The sequence below is a fragment of the Colwellia sp. BRX10-1 genome (assembly GCF_014077545.1).
Taxonomy (GTDB): Bacteria; Pseudomonadota; Gammaproteobacteria; order Enterobacterales; family Alteromonadaceae; genus Colwellia_A.
Genome location: NZ_JACGWC010000006.1, coordinates 177,030 through 196,222 on the forward strand (window position 1 = coordinate 177,030; position 19,193 = coordinate 196,222).

The 19,193-nt window shown below is 38.8% G+C and carries 17 protein-coding genes and 1 tRNA gene; 9 read left to right on the top strand and 9 right to left on the bottom strand.

Going from position 1 to position 19,193, the window contains the following annotated elements:
- Window positions 1-3 precede the first annotated feature (3 nt).
- Complete coding sequence (gene ccmA / locus H4J75_RS07790) at window positions 4-678, bottom strand: cytochrome c biogenesis heme-transporting ATPase CcmA (RefSeq protein ID WP_404842433.1); 675 nt, start codon at window positions 676-678, stop codon at window positions 4-6.
- 366 nt (window positions 679-1,044) lie between these two features.
- Here ccmA and H4J75_RS07795 point away from each other — a divergent pair, with 366 nt between their 5' ends.
- The 5 genes from H4J75_RS07795 (at window position 1,045) to hemH (ending at window position 6,525) form a co-directional block, all read left to right on the top strand.
- On the top strand, window positions 1,045-3,060 hold the full coding sequence (locus tag H4J75_RS07795; RefSeq protein WP_182218292.1) for a heme lyase CcmF/NrfE family subunit: 2,016 nt from the start codon (window positions 1,045-1,047) through the stop codon (window positions 3,058-3,060).
- Window positions 3,060-3,626, top strand: a complete 567-nt coding sequence (locus H4J75_RS07800; protein ID WP_182221798.1) for a DsbE family thiol:disulfide interchange protein — start codon at window positions 3,060-3,062, stop codon at window positions 3,624-3,626. Before H4J75_RS07795 ends, H4J75_RS07800 begins: the two co-directional genes overlap by 1 nt.
- The gene (locus tag H4J75_RS07805) at window positions 3,626-4,099 is read left to right on the top strand and encodes a cytochrome c-type biogenesis protein CcmH (protein WP_404842434.1); all 474 of its coding nucleotides are present in this window, start codon (window positions 3,626-3,628) and stop codon (window positions 4,097-4,099) included. The genes H4J75_RS07800 and H4J75_RS07805 overlap by 1 nt, the downstream gene beginning before the upstream one ends.
- A 9-nt stretch (window positions 4,100-4,108) precedes the next feature.
- Window positions 4,109-5,374: a c-type cytochrome biogenesis protein CcmI gene (gene ccmI, locus H4J75_RS07810; protein ID WP_182221799.1), complete on the top strand. Its 1,266-nt coding sequence runs from the start codon at window positions 4,109-4,111 to the stop codon at window positions 5,372-5,374.
- A gap of 122 nt (window positions 5,375-5,496) precedes the next feature.
- A complete protein-coding gene (gene hemH, locus H4J75_RS07815; RefSeq protein ID WP_182218280.1) occupies window positions 5,497-6,525 on the top strand; it encodes a ferrochelatase in 1,029 nt (342 codons plus the stop codon).
- Between the two features lie 422 nt (window positions 6,526-6,947).
- On the opposite strand, the gene H4J75_RS07820 is transcribed toward hemH, so the two are convergent.
- From H4J75_RS07820 to pepA, 4 genes are all read right to left on the bottom strand, one after another.
- Window positions 6,948-7,157, bottom strand: coding sequence for a cold-shock protein (locus H4J75_RS07820; protein WP_070375833.1), 210 nt, complete (start codon window positions 7,155-7,157; stop codon window positions 6,948-6,950).
- Between the two features lie 373 nt (window positions 7,158-7,530).
- The gene (locus tag H4J75_RS07825) at window positions 7,531-10,413 is read right to left on the bottom strand and encodes a valine--tRNA ligase (protein ID WP_070375834.1); all 2,883 of its coding nucleotides are present in this window, start codon (window positions 10,411-10,413) and stop codon (window positions 7,531-7,533) included.
- A gap of 21 nt (window positions 10,414-10,434) precedes the next feature.
- The gene (locus tag H4J75_RS07830; protein WP_070375835.1) at window positions 10,435-10,905 is read right to left on the bottom strand and encodes a DNA polymerase III subunit chi; all 471 of its coding nucleotides are present in this window, start codon (window positions 10,903-10,905) and stop codon (window positions 10,435-10,437) included.
- A gap of 37 nt (window positions 10,906-10,942) precedes the next feature.
- Window positions 10,943-12,451 carry a leucyl aminopeptidase gene (gene pepA / locus H4J75_RS07835; RefSeq protein ID WP_182221800.1) on the bottom strand — a complete coding sequence of 503 codons (1,509 nt, stop codon included), beginning with the start codon at window positions 12,449-12,451 and terminating at the stop codon, window positions 10,943-10,945.
- A 241-nt stretch (window positions 12,452-12,692) separates the two neighbouring features.
- On the opposite strand from pepA, the gene lptF reads away from it, so the two are divergent.
- Entirely contained in the window at window positions 12,693-13,838 is a 1,146-nt protein-coding gene (lptF, locus tag H4J75_RS07840; RefSeq protein ID WP_182221801.1) for an LPS export ABC transporter permease LptF, read from the top strand.
- Window positions 13,838-14,905, top strand: a complete 1,068-nt coding sequence (lptG, locus tag H4J75_RS07845) for an LPS export ABC transporter permease LptG (protein ID WP_220465264.1) — start codon at window positions 13,838-13,840, stop codon at window positions 14,903-14,905. Before lptF ends, lptG begins: the two co-directional genes overlap by 1 nt.
- Window positions 14,906-15,005: 100 nt before the next feature.
- Here lptG and H4J75_RS07850 read toward each other — a convergent pair whose 3' ends face one another.
- Window positions 15,006-15,506 (bottom strand): RDD family protein, encoded by a 501-nt coding sequence (locus tag H4J75_RS07850; protein WP_182218268.1) that lies wholly within the window; start codon window positions 15,504-15,506, stop codon window positions 15,006-15,008.
- A 186-nt stretch (window positions 15,507-15,692) separates the two neighbouring features.
- On the bottom strand, window positions 15,693-16,454 hold the full coding sequence (locus tag H4J75_RS07855; RefSeq protein ID WP_182221802.1) for an ice-binding family protein: 762 nt from the start codon (window positions 16,452-16,454) through the stop codon (window positions 15,693-15,695).
- 443 nt (window positions 16,455-16,897) lie between these two features.
- Between H4J75_RS07855 and H4J75_RS07860 the strand changes: the two genes are divergently transcribed.
- Window positions 16,898-16,982 (top strand) — tRNA-Leu (locus tag H4J75_RS07860).
- 125 nt (window positions 16,983-17,107) lie between these two features.
- Complete coding sequence (gene ppiC / locus H4J75_RS07865) at window positions 17,108-17,386, top strand: peptidylprolyl isomerase PpiC (protein ID WP_070375841.1); 279 nt, start codon at window positions 17,108-17,110, stop codon at window positions 17,384-17,386.
- Between the two features lie 255 nt (window positions 17,387-17,641).
- Here the strand turns inward: ppiC and H4J75_RS07870 are convergent, their stop codons facing one another.
- Together H4J75_RS07870 and H4J75_RS07875 are read right to left on the bottom strand one after the other, a co-directional pair.
- Window positions 17,642-18,256 (bottom strand): hypothetical protein, encoded by a 615-nt coding sequence (locus tag H4J75_RS07870; RefSeq protein WP_182221803.1) that lies wholly within the window; start codon window positions 18,254-18,256, stop codon window positions 17,642-17,644.
- Window positions 18,257-18,334: 78 nt separating this feature from the next.
- A complete protein-coding gene (locus tag H4J75_RS07875; protein WP_182221804.1) occupies window positions 18,335-19,024 on the bottom strand; it encodes a hypothetical protein in 690 nt (229 codons plus the stop codon).
- Window positions 19,025-19,193: the final 169 nt, after the last annotated feature.

Genomic DNA, 19,193 nt, shown 5'->3' on the forward strand with positions numbered 1-19,193 from the left:
TCTCTAATAAAATCGGTAATCTAAAGTGATTTTTTTCACCTTATCTTCAGGATATGATAAGTCTTGGTGTGTGGTCAATATAACACAGCCACCACGCTGAGCATGTGCGAGAAACAATTGCTCTAATGTATTGACACCACGCTTATCGATGGCGGTGAAAGGTTCGTCTAATATCCAAATAGGCGCGGTACTTTGCCATAAACGTGCAAGTGCAATACGGCGATGCTGCCCGGCACTTAAATGTGAAGCAAGGGCATCTTCAAAACCTAACAAGTTTACTTTTTCTAACGTTTCTTCTGCTGTTGAAATGTCATTGCCATGCAAGGCAAGATTAAATACTAGGTTCTCTTGAGCGGTCATTTCACCTTTTACACCCGGTAAATGTCCTAAATAGAGTAAGTTTTGATGAAAGGCATCGCCATGGTCAACAATATTTTCTTGTTGGAATAACACGCTACCGTCATAGGGTTGAGATAAACCCGCTAAAATACGTAATAAGCTAGTTTTACCTGATCCATTTGGGCCTTCCACCTGTATAATATCACCGCTAGATACTGAAAAATTAAGTGCTTCAAATAATATTCTATCTTCACGAATACACGTTAATTCGTTAGCACAGAGCAATACTTGCTTATTCGTTCGTTCGTTCGGTGGTTGAATATTTTGAGAGTTTGCCAAAAGAATCACTTTTTGAATAATTTAAATACCAAATTTATGGAACAAATATTAACGTATTTTGCTACATAAAGAGTTGATTTAGATCGTAATACCAAGTTGGGTATTATCATACTATATCGGTCGGTAAAGGCTAGCCCTAGCAATGAGAAAATTAATCATTTATTTTCGTATTACATTAATGAAATTACTCACCATATAGTGCTAGAATTACCAAAATTTTTAGTTTGAATTGTTTTTCTTTAACTTGCTATTTACCGTTAATTGAACAACAAACTCACTAAAACGCCATATTAATGGTGTCTTTAATTGATAATTTTTGTATTCAGTAAATACGCTGAATCGGAGAAAGTAATGATCCCTGAAGTAATGCTCCCTGAGTTAGGACATTTCGCCCTTATAATTGGTTTAGCTTTTGCAATATGTTTAAGCATTATTCCATTAGTAGGATTGGCAAGTCATCAAGAGCGATTAGTCGGCTATGCTAAACCCTTAACCTTTGGCATGTTTGCCTTTACAGCCATTAGTCTTATTATTCTCGGTTGGAGCTTTGTCGTTGACGATTTTTCGGTCAAATATATTGCAGGTCATTCAAATTCTCATTTACCTTATTATTTTAAAATAAGTGCAGTATGGGGGGGGCATGAAGGTTCGCTGTTGTTGTGGGTTTTCTCACTAACCGCTTGGACTGCCGCTGTTGCTAAATTCAGTAAAGGCATCGACGAAGCCTTTATTGCTAGGGTATTAGCTGTCTTGGGTATGGTAGCCGTTGGCTTTATGCTGTTTACGCTATTAACTTCTAACCCCTTTGAACGCTTATGGCCAATGGTCCCCACAGAAGGTCGCGATTTAAACCCATTACTGCAAGACATTGGCTTAATTATTCACCCGCCGATGCTTTATTTAGGTTACGTCGGTTTCTCTGTTGCTTTTGCTTTTGCTGTTGCTGCGTTAATGTGCGGCAAATTAGATGCTGCTTGGGCTCGATGGGCAAGACCTTGGACTGTTGCCGCATGGATATTTTTAACTTTAGGTATCGCTTTAGGCAGTTGGTGGGCCTACTACGAACTTGGCTGGGGCGGATGGTGGTTTTGGGATCCCGTAGAAAATGCTTCCTTTATGCCATGGTTGGTTGGTACGGCACTTATTCATTCATTAGCCGTGACTGAAAAACGTGGTACGTTCAGGAATTGGACCGTGTTATTAGCAATATTTGCTTTTAGTTTAAGCCTATTGGGTACTTTCTTAGTACGTTCAGGTGTTATCACTTCTGTACATTCATTTGCCGCAGATCCTGGTCGTGGTTTATTTATTTTATTATTACTGGCGATTGCGGTCGGTGGTTCATTAACACTTTATGCCTTTAGAGCAAGTACAGTACAAACGTTTAGTCGTTTTGCCTTGTATTCTCGTGAAACGGCACTGCTAATTTGTAACATTATCTTAGTTGTGGCAACGGTTACTGTTTTATTGGGCACCTTATATCCGTTGTTGGTTGATTCTATGGGCTTAGGAAAAATTTCTGTTGGGCCTCCGTATTTCAATGCGGTGTTTGTGCCGATCATGAGTTTGCTTTTTGTTGTCATGGGAATTGGTCCGTTAATTCGCTGGAAAAAAGCTAAGCAAGGTGAATTGCGCAAACAAATGATGAGTCCACTAGTGATCAGCGTTATTGTTGGTCTTGCTTTCCCATTTTTATACGGTGGTGAATTTGTGCCCTTGGTTAGTATGGGTATAGGCTTAGCCTGTTGGGTTTTTCTGGTCGTTCTTAAAGAATTAACGAATCAAATAAACTCGGGTAATGACAAAGGGAAATTTTCTAAGCTGACATTAAGCCAGTGGGGCATGACCTGTGCTCACATGGGGATAGCGATCACTATCGTTGGTGTAACGATAGTCTCTGTTTATGAAAGTGAAACTAACGTAAAAATGCACATTAATGAAAAAGTTCAAATTTCTGATACCGATTATGAAATCGCTTTTAAAGGTATTAAGCAAGTGAAAGGTGCTAACTACAGTGCCGAACAAGGTCAGATAGAAGTGTACAATAATGGTGATTTTGTTACGCTTTTGAAACCTGAACGTCGCACATACTTAGTACAGACCATGGGAATGACTGAAGCGGGTATTGACCCAGGTTTATTCCGTGATATTTATGTGGCATTAGGTGATCCCTTAGAAGGAAATGCTTGGGCAGTTCGTGTTCATTACAAACCCTTTGTTCGTTGGATATGGTTGGGTGCAATATTTATGTCGTTTGGTGGGTTTTTAGCGATATTAGACAAGCGCTACCGTCGTAAAAAAGTCAGTAAGACCACCAATAAAAAGTCAATAAACACAGCTAGCGCTGATGAACTAGCAACAAATAATCAGGGAAATGCGTAATGGGTAAGTTAATTCGTTTAATTCCACTGATATTGTTTATTGCTTTAGGGGCTATTTTATTTCGCGGTTTATCGCTTAATCCGACTGAACTACCTTCGGCGTTGATTGGCAAAAAATTCCCTGAGTTCAGTTTACACTCGGTATTAAACGCTGATCGAACTGTTACGACAGCTGACTTTAAACCGGGTATAAAACTGGTGAATGTTTGGGGAACTTGGTGTCCATCGTGTCGTTATGAGCACGAATACTTGAACGAATTGTCTAAAACAAATCGTTTTACTATTTATGGTTTAAATTATGATGATCAACGTGTTGATGCGGCAAAGTGGTTAACCCAGCTAGGTAATCCTTATCAATTCTCGGCCTTTGACGAAGAGGGAAAATTAAGTGTTAATTTAGGTGTATACGCAGCACCAGAAACTTTTGTGGTGGACCACAGTAATATTATTCGCAAACGTTATGCGGGTCCATTAACTCCACAAGTTTGGCAAAACGAATTTGAGCCACTTATCACTCAAATAGAAGCAGAATTTATAGCTTCGTCAACGAGCAAAGGAAGCCAGTAATGATGTTCAATAAATTGTTAGTTGCTGTATTTTTAACGACTGTTACCTTGCTGAGTTCATTTGTTCTAGCCAGCCCGGTTGATACTTATGTCTTTAAAGATAAGGTCACCGAAATTCGTTTTAATGCCCTTAATAAAGAATTACGTTGCCCTAAATGTCAGAATCAAAATTTGGCTGATTCTAATTCACCTATTGCCGCAGATCTTCGCCGTGAAGTTTATGACATGCTTCAACAAGGTAAGGCTGATATGGAAATTGTTGATTTTATGGTGTCACGCTACGGTGAGTTTGTTTTATATCGCCCTAGGGTCTCTAGCTTAACTTATCTTTTATGGTACGGCCCTGCAGGGCTATTATTTATTGGTGTGATAGTCGTCGTTATTATTCTTCGTCGAAAGCCAGTTAAAAATGCCCAACAACCATTAAGCAATGATCAAAAAAATAAGCTTGATCAAATTCTAAAGCATAAATAAGGCTGTCTCATGGAATTAATCTTTATCATTATTGTCTTTTTATTGCTGATTTTAGCAGTAGTGTGGGCACCATTTATTAAACAACACCAAAACAACATCTCGATTGATGATACTCAGCGTGACGAAACTAATGTGCGCTTATACCACGAACATAAAGCTGAGATAGAAAAAGATTTTCAGCAAAATAATATTGATGATGAGAATTACCAATATTTACTAACAGAGCTCGATAATACTTTATTGCAAGACATGGAAAATCAAGATCTTGCAGATAAAACGCCACAAGAAACGAAAGTATTAGCTATGGCTTGGCCTGTTGGCTTGTCTGTTTTTATTTTAGCTTTTAGTTTTTATCTATATGCTGAAATAGGCACTTATGAAAAATTGACAACAATGACGCCTCAAGAGCCAATGCAGCAATCGGCTAATGCGGAACAACAAACTATTAATGAATTAAAACGCTTAATGGATGTCACTAAAACCGAACCAGACAACTCAGATGCTTGGTACGCTTTAGGTCAATCTTTAGTCACCGTCGGTGAATTTGACAGTGCAGTAAAAGCTTATGACCAAGTCTTACGTATTGAAGGCCCGCAAGCCGATGTGTTTGGTGCTAAAGCCCAAGCGATTTACTATAAGAACGAGCAAAAAATTGATGCAAGGGTGCAAGGATTTATTGATCAGGCTTTAGCGATAGACCCGAGTGATCCTTCCACAAATATATTACTCGGTATGCATAGTTTTACTGCTGGTAAGTATCAAGTGGCTATTTCTCATTGGCAACGTGTTGTTGATTCAGATAAAAAGAATGTCAATAAGCAAGCATTGCTTGAAGTTATTGATGAAGCGAAAAAGCGTATAGCCCAACCCAATATGACCGACGATGCTAACAGTCAAATCGAACCAAGTATTGCTGGTCCCAAGCTAACGGTTAACGTTACATTAAGTGATGAAATACAAACCTTGCTGTCAGTGGGTGATGATAAAACGGTTTTCATTTATGCTATATCTGCAGATACTTCTCGGGGGCGTATGCCTCTTGCCGCCGTTAAATTAGTCGCGAGTGATTTACCCATAACCATAGTACTTAATGATGCAAGTGCAATGACGCCACAAGCTAAGTTGAGTGATGTCGATGTGGTACACATTTATGCAGTCGTTTCTGCTTCAGGCGGCGCTGGTATTAAATCAGGTGATTTCAAAGCTGAACTTAATAATGTGCCAGTAACGACTACAGAGCAATTAAATTTAGTCATTAGTAATATCGTTCCATAATTTAAATATAGTATGGGTTTGAGCCTTTTAACACATCAGATGAACTGATTCTTGTTTGGTGTGTTAGGGTAAGCTTACCCGTTGTCTTTTTGTCGTCATTTAAAAAATAGAGTATCGAATTCATGCCTAAATTTAGTGGACGTTTTCACGGCCGTACCAAAGAAATACATAATAAAACGGCTAAAGTTGGTGTTTTACTCACCAATCTTGGCACACCTGAAGCGCCTACTGCATCAGCTTTGAGACGCTACTTAGGCGAGTTTTTATCTGATCCTCGGGTCGTTGAAATACCTCGACTTATTTGGTTAATGATCTTGCATGGTATTATTTTAAGGGTTCGACCTAAAAAATCAGCAAAACTCTATGAAAGTATTTGGACACCATCAGGCTCACCTTTATTAGTTATTAGCCAACAGCAAAAAGACGAAGTCGCTAAAGTGCTCACTGAGAAATATGGTGATGATGTCAGAGTTGAGCTGGCAATGCGATATGGTAAGCCTACAATCGATGATGCTTTAGACAGATTACAACTTGCAGGAGTCAGTAAGATAATTACTTTACCTCTGTATCCCCAGTATGCAGGTCCAACGGTTGGTTCTACTTTCGATGCGGTCGTTAATAAAATTAAATCGTGGCGTTGGATCCCAAGTCTAAGTTTTATTAGTGGTTATCATGACAACCCTAAATACATAGCGGCCCTTGCGCAAAGTGTAAATAAGCATATTGCCGAACATGGTAAGCCGGATAAGTTAGTATTATCTTTTCATGGTATGCCTAAGTATTTCTTAGAGCAGGGTGACCCTTATTATTGTTGTTGTGCAAAGACAACGCGTTTATTAATGGAAGCGTTAGCCTTTACCGAGGATGATTTTGTGATGACCTTTCAGTCACGTTTTGGTAAAGCAGAGTGGTTACAACCTTATACCGATGTAACGCTTGTTGATCTTGCTGCTGATAATAAGCATGTCGCTATTATTAGCCCAGCATTTAGTGCTGATTGTTTAGAAACTTTAGAAGAGTTAGTGCACGAAAACCGAGATATGTTTATTGGTGCTGGTGGTGAAACGTATCATTATATTCCAGCTTTAAATACCGATGAAATGCATATTGATGCGATTGTAGATATCATTTCTGCAGAGATAACTCACTAACTAAAATAAGGCACCGTATTTTATAGCCTTGCTGATACCTTTCACGGGTGTTTCCGCTGCGCTATTTAATAACGGTGTCACTATTGTAAACCTCCCTTCATTAGCTCACTTCTTTTTATTAATTAACAAACACTATGGCTGCGCCAATAAGTTCTTTTAAAACGCGATTCATCGGCCCAGCCGTACAAATAAACTCATAGCAATAAGAACACATACTCTTGTTCAATCACTGATGCGTTTTTTGATGATCTTTAGTAATGACTTTGTTAATGGCTTTGATAGCAACGGGGTGTTTGAAGGTATGTGGGTTCTTTAAAAACGTGGTGGGTTGAATTTTAGTATAAAAAAAAGCGCAACAATTTTCATTGTTCCGCTTTTTTATTCGGATCCTAAGATCCTTTAATAACTACAATAAGTCGTTATTAAGAAGCAATTACGTTTTCAGCTTCAGGACCTTTTTGTCCTTGCTTGATAGTAAAAGTAACAGCTTGGCCGTCAGTTAGTGTACGGAAACCGTCACCAGAGATAGCGCTGAAGTGAACAAAAACGTCAGGTCCGTTATCTTGCTCGATGAAACCGAATCCTTTAGATTCGTTAAAAAATTTTACTTTACCAGTTACTGAATCAGACATGTCAACATTTCCCGTAGGTCATTAATTAAAAAATAGTAATAAGTGGATTATCCACTATGAAATATACGGAGTAAATGCTCTCTACCTATAAAAGTACAGACAGAGAAAGGTTTCCAATAACACAAACTAGTAGCGTCTGAGGTTAATCAATAATCGACCTTGTTAAATTAAGGTAAATAGTTGAAATATCCTTCTCCCGAAACGCAAAAACTCAACGCGAAAGTATGTTAGCACAATATTTTCTTGAAATCCTATAAAAATCTTAAGATTTGATGACTTTTTTATGACATAAAAAAGCCAGCTAAGATGCTGGCTTTATTAGATATTTATGATTGAGAATCATTATTATTATCAATCATAAGATAAACAACGCTTACAACGCCGAAATTTGTACTATTTGTTCAGCAAGCTTGGCTAAGGCCGATTCGGTATCAGCTAACTTGGTCTTTTCTTTGTTAATAACTTCTTCAGGAGCTTTACCAACAAACTTTTCATTGCTTAATTTCCCACGGGTTCTCTCAGCGTCTTTCTCTAGTTTATCGACCGCTTTTGTTAAACGGGCTAGCTCAGCTTCTTTATCAATTAATCCCGCCATTGGGATTAATACTGATAAATCACCAACAACAGCAGTAGCAGACAGAGGTGCATTGTCCTTGTCTGTTAATACTGTAATACTTTCAAGTTTAGCTAAGGCACTTAAAAACTGTTGATTTTCATCTAAGCGACGTTGGTCGTTAGCATTAACATTTTTAAGTAGTACCGGTAATTCTTTACTGGGTGAAATATCCATTTCGCCGCGAATATTACGTATAGCAACAATAAACTGTTTAACCCACTCTAAATCACCAATAGCCGTCTGGTCACATTGGCTTTCATCAAACTGTGGAAAGCGCTGGACCATAATACTGGCGTTTTCATTACCTTTGTTATCAGCAACAAAGTTACTTAATGGCACAACACGTTGCCAAATTGTTTCAGTGATAAATGGCATAATAGGATGCATCAAGCGTAATAAGCTTTCGAGCACAGTCACTAAGGTATGACGAGTACCACGTTGCTGTGCTTCGCTACCTTTAAACAATACTGGTTTTGTTAACTCTAAGTACCAATCACAAAATTGGTTCCAGGTGAACTCGTATAGTGCTTGTGAAGCTAAATCGAAACGAAAGGCTTCAAAAGATTCATGGACAGTTTTTACGGTTTGCTGGAATTGACCTAATATCCAACGGTCAGCTAATGAAAACTCCATTTCACCTTGTTGACCATTAACGACTTTACCGCAGTCTTGCTCTTCGGTATTCATTAACACGTAACGACTCGCATTCCATAATTTATTACAGAAATTACGGTAACCGTCTAAGCGTTTCATGTCCCAGGTAATGTCACGGCCTGTTGATGCAACTGAGGTTAAGGTAAAACGTAATGCATCAGTACCATGAGCTTCAATACCTGCTGGGTATTCTTTCTTGGTTAGCTTAGCTATTTTTGCCGCCAATTTTGGCTGCATCATGTTGCCGGTGCGTTTTTCTAATAACTCATCAAGGGCAATGCCATCAATCATATCAAGAGGATCGACAACGTTGCCTTTTGATTTACTCATCTTATCGCCATTTTCATCGCGAATTAGACCGGTAACATAGACTTTCTTGAACGGTACTTGTGGTTGGCCATTTTCATCTTTAATGAAATGCATGGTCATCATGATCATGCGGGCAACCCAGAAGAAAATAATGTCAAAGCCAGTAACAAGTACATCAGTTGAATGGAATTTTTTAAGATCTTCCATATTGCTTGGCCAGCCTAAGGTAGAAAACGTCCATAATGCTGATGAGAACCAAGTGTCGAGTACATCATCGTCTTGCTTTAAGACAAAATCTGCCGCTAACGTGTATTTAGCACGCACTTCAGCTTCGGTTCTACCGACATAAACACCTCCATCTTCATCGTACCAGGCTGGAATTCTATGTCCCCACCAAAGCTGACGAGAAATACACCAGTCTTGAATGTCACGCATCCAAGCGTTGTACATATTTTCATACTGTTTAGGCACAAATTCAATTTGACCCGTTGCTACCGCGTCAACGGCAGGGCCCACTAAAGGCGCGGTGCGAACATACCATTGGTCGGTTAATAATGGCTCAATAATCACGCCTGAACGATCACCATAAGGTGCGACCAAATCATGATCTTTTACTTCAACAAGTAAACCTAGCTCGTCAAATTTAGCGACAATGGCTTTACGGGCAACAAAACGGTCGAGCCCTGCAAATTCACTTGGTAATTCAGTGCTGTAGGCATCAGAATGCTCGCCGTTATTTTTATAAACTTCAGCACTTGCTAAAATAGCAGCATTTTTATCTAAAATATTGATTAATGGCAAATTATGACGTTTACCGACTTCATTATCGTTAAAGTCATGTGCAGGTGTGATTTTCACACAACCTGAACCTTTGGTCATATCAGCATGGTCATCGCCAACAATAGGGATTAAACGATTAACTAAAGGTAATAAAATATGTTTGCCGATCAGATCTTTATAACGGTCATCTTTAGGGTTTACCGCGACACCGGTATCACCTAAAACAGTTTCTGGTCGAGTTGTCGCTACCACTAAGTAGTCTTTACCTTCAGCGGTTTTAACGCCATTAGCCAAAGGATAGCGTAAGTACCACATGTGACCTTTTTTATCTTTGTTCTCAACTTCTAAATCAGAAATAGCGGTATGGAATTTTGGATCCCAGTTAACTAAACGTTTACCACGATAAATTAAGTCGTCTTCAAATAAGCGAACAAAAACTTCTTGCACCGCTTCAGACATGCCATCATCCATAGTAAAACGTTCGCGAGACCAATCGATAGAGTTACCCAAACGGCGCATTTGCTTGCCAATCGTGCCACCAGACTCGTCTTTCCATTCCCATACTTTATCAATAAAAGCTTCACGACCGTAATCGTGACGAGTTTTATCTTCTTCGGCAGCAATTTTACGTTCTACCACCATTTGTGTGGCAATACCCGCATGATCCATTCCGGTTTGCCATAAAGTATTTTTACCTTGCATACGCTGATAACGAATTAAGGTATCCATAATAGTTTGTTGGAACGCGTGTCCCATATGCAAACTACCGGTAACGTTTGGTGGTGGTATAGCAATGCTATAGCCATCTCCTTCACCTGTAGGGCTAAAATAACCTTGCTCTTCCCAACTTTGATAAAGAGACTGTTCGATTTCTGAAGGATTGAATGTTTTTTCCATGGGGATGACTACTTAACTTGATTAAAGTGCATTAATTGACTGTGACGGTTGTGGCGCGGTTTGATTATCCACTTGAAATCCCCATTGACGATAGCCTTTATAGCGCTCTCGAGCTTGTTGTTTTAGGGTTTCATCACTGGGTACAAAGTCAACAATGTGTGAAAATTGATTAGCAAAGTGAGGCACTGTGCTGGTTAAATTTATTAAAATAGCGCGTCGGTTAGTGGGCGGTTGCCAACTAATTTCAACGGCAGCGCCATTTTTAGGGCCTTCGCCCGGTAAATTGTGAGGAACAAAGCTGTCAGGTTCAAAGGCCCAAAGCAGTTCATCTAACTGGTGAGCTGTTTGCTGATCAGCGCAGTAAATAAATACCCGCTGATTTTGGCGATAAAAATTAGCAGCCTGCAAACAAGCATGAGCATGTGACTGTTCAGCCACCGCTTCATGCTTTGCATCTTCTTCAAGCAAATAAAACATTACTTGTGTTTGCATGTTTGCGTTGTTCCTTTTATTTCTTTTTAGTCTAGAGTTATTCGCTTTGCTCTGCGCCAGCACGATTCAATAAAAATTGAGTCAATAAGCTTACCGGACGACCAGTAGAGCCTTTATCTTTGCCACCGCTGCGCCAGGCCGTACCGGCAACATCAAGATGTGCCCAGTGGTACTTTTTAGTGAAACGCGCTAAGAAACAGGCAGCCGTAATAGTACCTGCGCCTTTGCCACCTAAATTGGTAAAATCAGCAAATGGGCTTTCTAATTGTTCTTGATATTCTTCCCATAACGGTAAACGCCATGCGCGGTCACCACTTTGTTCAGAGGCATTTAACAACTCATGTGCTAATGGGTTGTGCGTACTCAACAGGCCCGATGCATGTTTACCTAAGGCAACCACACAGGCACCGGTAAGGGTTGCTACATCGATAACAAGTTCAGGATCAAAGCGTTCAACATACGTCAGCGCGTCACATAAAACCAAGCGACCTTCTGCATCCGTATTTAATACTTCAACCGTTTGTCCTGACATCGTCGTTAAAATATCACCAGGGCGGTAAGCATCGCCACCGGGCATATTTTCACAACCGGCTAAAACACCAATAACGTTAATCGGCAACTGTAATTCTGCTAGGGCGTGCATAGCACCTAAAACACCCGCTGCGCCACCCATGTCATATTTCATTTCATCCATGGCTTCGCCAGGCTTTAAAGAAATACCACCGGCATCAAAAGTCACACCTTTACCGACTAAAACTATCGGATTAACATCATCACCAGCACCATTATATTTAATAATACTCATAATAGATTCATTACGTGAAGCTCGGCCAACGGCAAGGTATGAATTCATACCCAATTCTTCCATTTCTTTCTCGCCAACTATTTCGGTGCTGATATTGTCGTAATCATTTTCTAAAATCTTAGCTTGTTCTGCTAAATATGCTGGGTTACAGATATTTGGCGGCATATTAGCAACATTTTTACAGGTTGTTATACCTTCAGAGACAGCAAGCGCATGAGAAATAGCGCGTTCGCCCATCGGTAACTCTCGACGTGTTGGTACATTAAAAACCATTTTACGTAGAGGTCGGCGTGCTTCAACTTTACGCGTTTTTAATCCGTCAAAGCTGTATAAACAGTCTTGAGTCGCTTCAACGGCTTGGCGTACCTTCCAATAGGTATCGCGACCTTTAACATGAAGTTCTGATAAAAAGCACACAGCTTCCATCGAGCCCGTTTCATTTAACGTACTAATAGTTTTACTGATAATTTGTCGGTATTGACGTTCATCAAGTTCACGTTCTTTACCACAACCGACCAACAAAACACGTTCGCTTAAGATATTAGGCACGTGATGAAGCAGTAACATTTGCCCTGATTTACCTTCTAAATCACCGCGACGCAATAAGTTACTGATATAGCCTTCACTAATTTCGTCAAGTTGTTCAGCAATCGCTGAAAGACGGCGAGGTTCAAAAACGCCAACGACAATACAGGCGCTACGTTGCTTTTCGGGACTACCACTTTTTACGTTGAACTCCATGAGCTCTCCTAATTCGTACAAAAACAAGCTGTTTTTAAATGAAATTTACGAGTAAACTTGTTTAAATCTATAAATAATCGTTATGCTTACTTTTAAAAGTATTCAGCTACAGGCTATAATTATAGCTTGGTGCAAGCGAATTCCCCTCAGAGCAAAAATTAATATTACTTATGAAAACGACAAGTTTACTTAAAAATAGAGCAGATGTCAGAAAAAAACGATGTTTTTATAGGGAATTCTTATGATTATCTTTCGTTATTTACTTAAAGAAGTCGCTAAAACTCAATTAGCGGTTTTCTTAGTGCTGATGACCATTTTTATTAGTAATAAATTTGTTCGTATTCTTGACGATGCTGCCGAAGGAGGGATCCCCGGACACTTGGTTATGGTCTTTATTGGTTTAAAGATACCTGACTTAGCGGGAATGATTTTACCCTTAAGTTTATTTCTTGGGGTTTTATTGGCTTACGGGCGTATTTATGCCGATAGCGAAATGACAGTATTGCATGCTTGTGGTGTCAGTGAATGGTACGTAGTGCGGGTTACACTGATTTTAAGTATTGTGACTGCGATATTTACCGGAATTTTTACGCTATACCTATCACCTATGGCCTCAGAATATGAGTATCAAGTTAAAGAACAATTAGCCGCAGACTCGGGGTTAAGTTCGCTTATTGCTGGTCGTTTTCAAACGACAGGTAATGAAAAAGCCGTCATTTTTATTCACGATAAAAACCGTAATGACAACACCTTTGAAAAAGTGTTTGTTGCGCAACTTCCTGATAAAAAAGCCACGGATAAAAGTATTATTAATGCCAGTTTAGTTTATGCACAAACCGGACAAGTGATTGAGGAAGAAAGTGGCTCACAGCGTTTAGTCTTGAGTGACGGTACACGTTATCAAAACGATACTAAGAGTAAAGAATTCAAAGAAGTCTTTTTTGATAAGTATTATATCCAAATACAAGATCAAAAAGTGGCGCACAAAAATAGAAAATTAAGGGCTATTCCCACCCAAGATTTGTTTGAGGAAGATACCGCTGCTTTTAGTGCGGAAAGTCATTGGCGCATTGCTTTTCCTATTGCGTGTTTGATCATGACATTAATTGCCGTACCTTTAAGTGTTGTTAATCCTAGGCAAGGTAAATTTGCTAAAATGTTACCGGCGTTATTACTGTTTTTAGGTTATTTCTTGATGCTCACAGCGGTGCGCTCTGGCGTTGAGTCGGGCACAATACCTAAAAATTTAGGTTTATGGCCAGTACACTTATTTGTGCTTGTGTTAGGCGTAAGTCTGCTTATAAAAGATCGCAGTTTTGGGATGAAAATCAAAGCTAAGCTTCCGCTATTATTTCGCAATTTTACCCGCAAAGGAACATCATCATAATGCGTATATTAGACATGTACATTGGTCGAATTATTGCATCTACAACGCTATTAACGTTATCAATTTTTGTCAGCCTAAGTGGTATCATTAAGTTTGTTGAAGAAATGAAAACCGTGGGCAAGGGTAACTATGATATTGCGCATGCTGCTTTATTTGTGCTTTATAAAATCCCACCCGATATTGAAATGTTTTTCCCGATGTCAGCACTAATTGGTGGTTTAATCGGTATGGGAATGCTGGCAACAAACAGTGAGCTTGTGGTTATGCAAGCGGCAGGTTTGTCGCGGGTAGACATTATAAAATCAGTGATGAAGTCAGCGACTGTTCTCGTTTTTATCAGTATGGCGGTCGGAGAATGGCTAGCGCCGGTTGGTGAATTAGCCGCAAGACAGCTTAAAGCACAAGCGATATCAGGCGGAAGCTTAATTTCATCCGCTGACGGAACTTGGGCGAAAGACGGCGATTATTTTGTTCATATTGGTGAAGTAGAAGATAAAGGGAAATTAAACGATGTACAAATATACCGCTTTGATAAATCATTAAAACTGTCAAGTTGGTTATCTGCAGATAGTGCTATTTATCAAAAAGATGCCTGGCAGTTACGTGATGTTGTCGATACCCATTTAAGTGAAAACAAAATGGTTACCGAGTCTTCGCAGGTAAAAATGTGGACATCGAGTTTGACGCCTGAAAAGCTTGGCGTCGTTATGGTTACTCCCGAAGCTTTATCATTACGGGGCTTGTCTGAATACTTAAGTTATTTGGAAGAAAACAACCAAGACTCAAGTCGTTACGTTTTAGCTTTTTGGCGTAAAATCGTTCAACCACTAACCGTTGCGGTTATGCTGTTACTTGCCTTGTCTTTTGTTTTTGGACCTTTGCGTTCAGTATCGATGGGGGCAAGAATTATGATGGGAGTAGCAACAGGAATCTTGTTCTTTATTACAAACGAAGTGTTAGGGTCGTTAAGCTTAGTGTATCAGTTGCCTGCGGCTTTTGGCGCGTTAATGCCCAGCTTTATCTTTGTATCATTAGCGTTATATCTAATGAATAAACGGCCCAGTTAACTTTTGCTTGCGCGCCTTTTAGTCGATAAATGTGATTAGAGGGCATGATAATCAAATTTATCATGCCTCACTTTTATTGCCCCTTATTAGCAGGAGTACTCTACAAACGACCGCGGTTAGCGTCTAACGTTAAAACCACCACTTCTGTATCCGTTAACCTGTCTTGTAAGCTTAATTTGTTTTTACGATCAAAAATCACCGTAAAGTTACCTAAACCTAATAGCGTAGGCAGTAATCTTTTTAGGCCAGTAACCTTATTGATCAAAGTACCATCTTGGTTTTGCACACGTAAACGCCACGCTTTCATCCCTAAGGTTTGACCGGTTTTAGACCAAAACCAAATAAAGAAAAACGACACCCAAGCAAGCTTCCAAAACTCATTTGGCCACTTTAACCAAGCCGTATTGGCAATAGCATCAGAAAAGTGTTCGTACCCCTGTAAGCCGAATAAGCCAAAGTGAAAACCTAAGTACATCAATAGAAATGACATTGCGCCAGCAGTCATATATACCGCAATGGCAATTAAAAGATCATATACCCAGGAAGCTAAGCGGCGGCGAAAACCAGCACGGGGGAAATGTTGAGATGAAATGAAAGTCATAAGTCACGTGAATAATAAATTTTTAACAGTTTATCAAACACAATAGCTAAAGTATAAGAGAGATGATTATTTGTGTTTTTTATCGCTAAAATAGTATTAAAAAACGACATACAAAAATGATAGTAGCATTGAAATTTGCTACCTTTTATATGTCGTTAACGCTATTTGACTGTAGTCACTACGTTGTTATTGAGGAGCTTCTTCATATTGCTCAGTTGGCGCGTTAATCGTGTTTTTTTGCAATGTAACAGCAGTTTGTGCCAATAGTCTCCCGTTAACAGTGGTTCCAGTATTAACAGAAATCAAGGTTTTACTGAGCACGATACCTTCAAAGGATGCATAAGTGCCGAGTGCGGTATAACCTGCGACTTGCCAGAAAATATTTTTGGCTAAAGCGCCACCCGTTAAAGTAACGCGCTTGGCATTTGCCTGATTTAAATTACCTGATATTTGCATGATCCAAACATCATCCATAGTGCCATTAAAAGTAACATCTGTACTGATATTGACGTCTGAAGACCATTTGTAAACGCCAGGTGCTAGTGTTAGGCCACCAATTTCACCCGCACCAAGTTCGGTATGATCAGCAGGAACTCTGCCTGCAGCATCATTGTAGGCAATGCCCATATCACTGACTGCTAATCCTAAAAGGTAAGGTGAATTTATTGAGCAGGGCAGTGGACCAGCAGAGTCAACCGTATACATAACGCCGGTTACTTCATCACAATTGAGTAAAAGCGCAGCGCCTGTAATTGGGCTAGTGCCGACATTACCGGTAACAGCAGACGGATAAACATCAGTAATTCCAGATTTACTCAATATGGTGAAAGTACCTGCTTCGCCAAGTTCAACCGCATAGGTGCCTGCGGCCATAACATTTCCAGCAAAAATACTTCCCATAATTAAGGGGATAAGTACTTTTTTAGAATTGTTTATTAAGGTTTTCATAATATTTCTCCATATGGAATTGTCAATTTACAGTAAGTAAATTGTTACTAAGCTTTTTCCATAGTTATGTTATATCACACAAGAATGATTTTAGATTGGCATCAAATGACTTGTTTATATATTGCCCCGTGTATTTTGATTAAAATTATTTAAATTTCGATACAATAGCCGATGAAGGCAAGGTTTTTCTTGAGTGTTGCGAGCTATACATAATCGCATTGTTGGAGGGGAACAGTCACCTAAGCATTAATTAAGTCGGTGTTTAATGCTCTAAACTTTCAAATCCCTCCAAATCGACCAAATAATAAACATACACACCAACGATTGATAAAAACTATTGCTTAATAAAGTTATTTTCGTATAATGCCGAACAGATTCATTAACGCACTGGCGTTATTGATAAACAGTTTAAATTTTTGGTAGTTACTACGAAAAATATTTAAGCCGCAGTGGTGGAATTGGTAGACACGCCGGATTCAAAATCCGGTTTCGAAAGAAGTGACGGTTCAAGTCCGTCCTGCGGTACCATTATATGAAAGCCCTGATTCGAAAGAGTCGGGGCTTTTTGTTTTCCGAAAGATAATATTCGAATAGATTAGTCATGATCCGCTATAATATGCGTGTTTATTAGACAGTATTAAAAAGGTTTCAATATGGCAGCAACAGCGCATGCACTTCACATCTTGGTTAAACATAAAGAAATTGCAGAAGATATTATTAAGCAGCTAGCTAAAGGAGCTAAGTTTCAAACATTAGCTAAAAAACATTCGTCATGTCCATCGGGTAAAAAAGGGGGCGATTTAGGCGAGTTTAAACGAGGTCAAATGGTACCTCAGTTTGATAAAGTGGCTTTTAGCGGTGCAATATTAGAGCCCCATCTTGTTAAAACTAAATTTGGTTGGCATGTAATTAAAGTGCTTTACCGGACTTAATTTACAACGAGTGATTTATAATACGGCTTCTTTTCAAAATCGCGGCCAAAGAAATTTTTGTTCAAGCCCGACGGCTGTATCAAATTTAAAGCCCTGCTTTTCATTAGATGAAGCTATTTATGAAAATTTTGTCTGCAACATCAGCTAGGTCTAACAATGATAGCTGTTTTGATTATAACAGCAGGTTTACTCTATCTTTGCTATCGGTAATAAGTAAGTAATGACCTTGATAATAAAATGGTTTATCAATGATGACTAAAACTTAATAGCTAAACCAACTGAAATACTTCCATCAAGCCACAGACCATCTTCTAACAAAGCGTGGCAGATGGTTTCTTGACAAAATAACTGATTATCTTCTTCTATATAACTTGCATAACCTCGAAGCTCTGTAACAAGAGCGATATTCTTTGATAGTTCGTAGCGTGTGCCAAAAGCCATAGTGAGGGAGGGGTAAATTTCGTCTTTACTGTCAGTTTCAAAATAAGTGGCACCGATACCTAGCGAGATGGTCGTCACATAATTTTGCTGTTTAAGCTGAGTAACGCCACTGAAATGCAAGTAGGTAATATCGAAGGAGTGCTCTTGTTGATCTGAACTACTGATAAAATCATGGCTAACAGTGTTAAGTAATATTTGTCCTTGGCCATTAGGTGAATCTTGCCAAGCGATTGCTAATCCATAATTTTTATCATCAGTGACAACCAGGTCTGTGCCGTTTTGGCTATTAATTAGATCAGCACTGAACATTTGCCCGATAAAGGGAGTTATTTCTATATCTCGAGCATGACTTGTAAAAGGTAATAACAATAAAACTGAATTAATAAGAAGGATGCAAATGAGATTTGCTGACTTTAATGACGTTCGCATTTTATGACCTTTTCAATACGGATAAAAACATAAAAGAGTAAAGCTATTATTAGCTGGGTTATTAGACTATTTCAAGCTTTACAATGTTTTTGTAAGCATAGTTGCTTGGTTATTTAATGCGCTCAGTAATTTTTCAAATAACTCAATACCTATGGTTTCACCAGTGCTACCGGTTTCTTTATCAACAATTTCTAATTCAAAACGAGGTAATTTTTTAGTGATTATTGGTGCGTTTTTATGGCCTATTAAATTAAGTACTGGCGAATTTACTGTTATTTTAGCCACCTTTAATAAACGTGGCGTCGTTGTAACTTGTTGCTGATTTTTGACACTACTGTCTTTGAGGGTGAATTGATCTATATTTTTTTGCACGGTTAATAGTAGTTGTTTAAAGCTGTCACCATCTTCGCTGTAATAAATTGAAGCACTTAAACCATCGATGGTAATACTCTCGATAAGAATAATATCTTCTTTTAAGCTATCACGATCAACCACTAAATGAATGGCGGCAATACTTAGTGTTGATTTTTCATCGGTCGAAATATTTGATAACTGTGACGGGGCCAACACAAAATTGCTAATGGTTCCTGTTCCCTGATACCCATGGATTGTTACGTTTTCAACCGTTACTTTTTGTTGGCTTAGTTGCGAACCAATATTTTGAAGTTGATTTTTAATATGAAAATTTAAAGAGTCACTGGCTAAAAACCATAGCGCAGCACCACACGATAATAATAAAACAAAAATTATGGCTGCAAATTTGTTCAAGGTTTGATCCTAAGTTGTATAACAAATATTTATTATAACGTACTTTTATTATTGAATTTTAACTGGATAAAAATTTTAACTAAATTGAGTGATGATAAGCGTACTTTTTATTCAGCTTGATTAAAAAATAAACTTGGGATATAAGATGGGTGAATAACGAAAATTAATA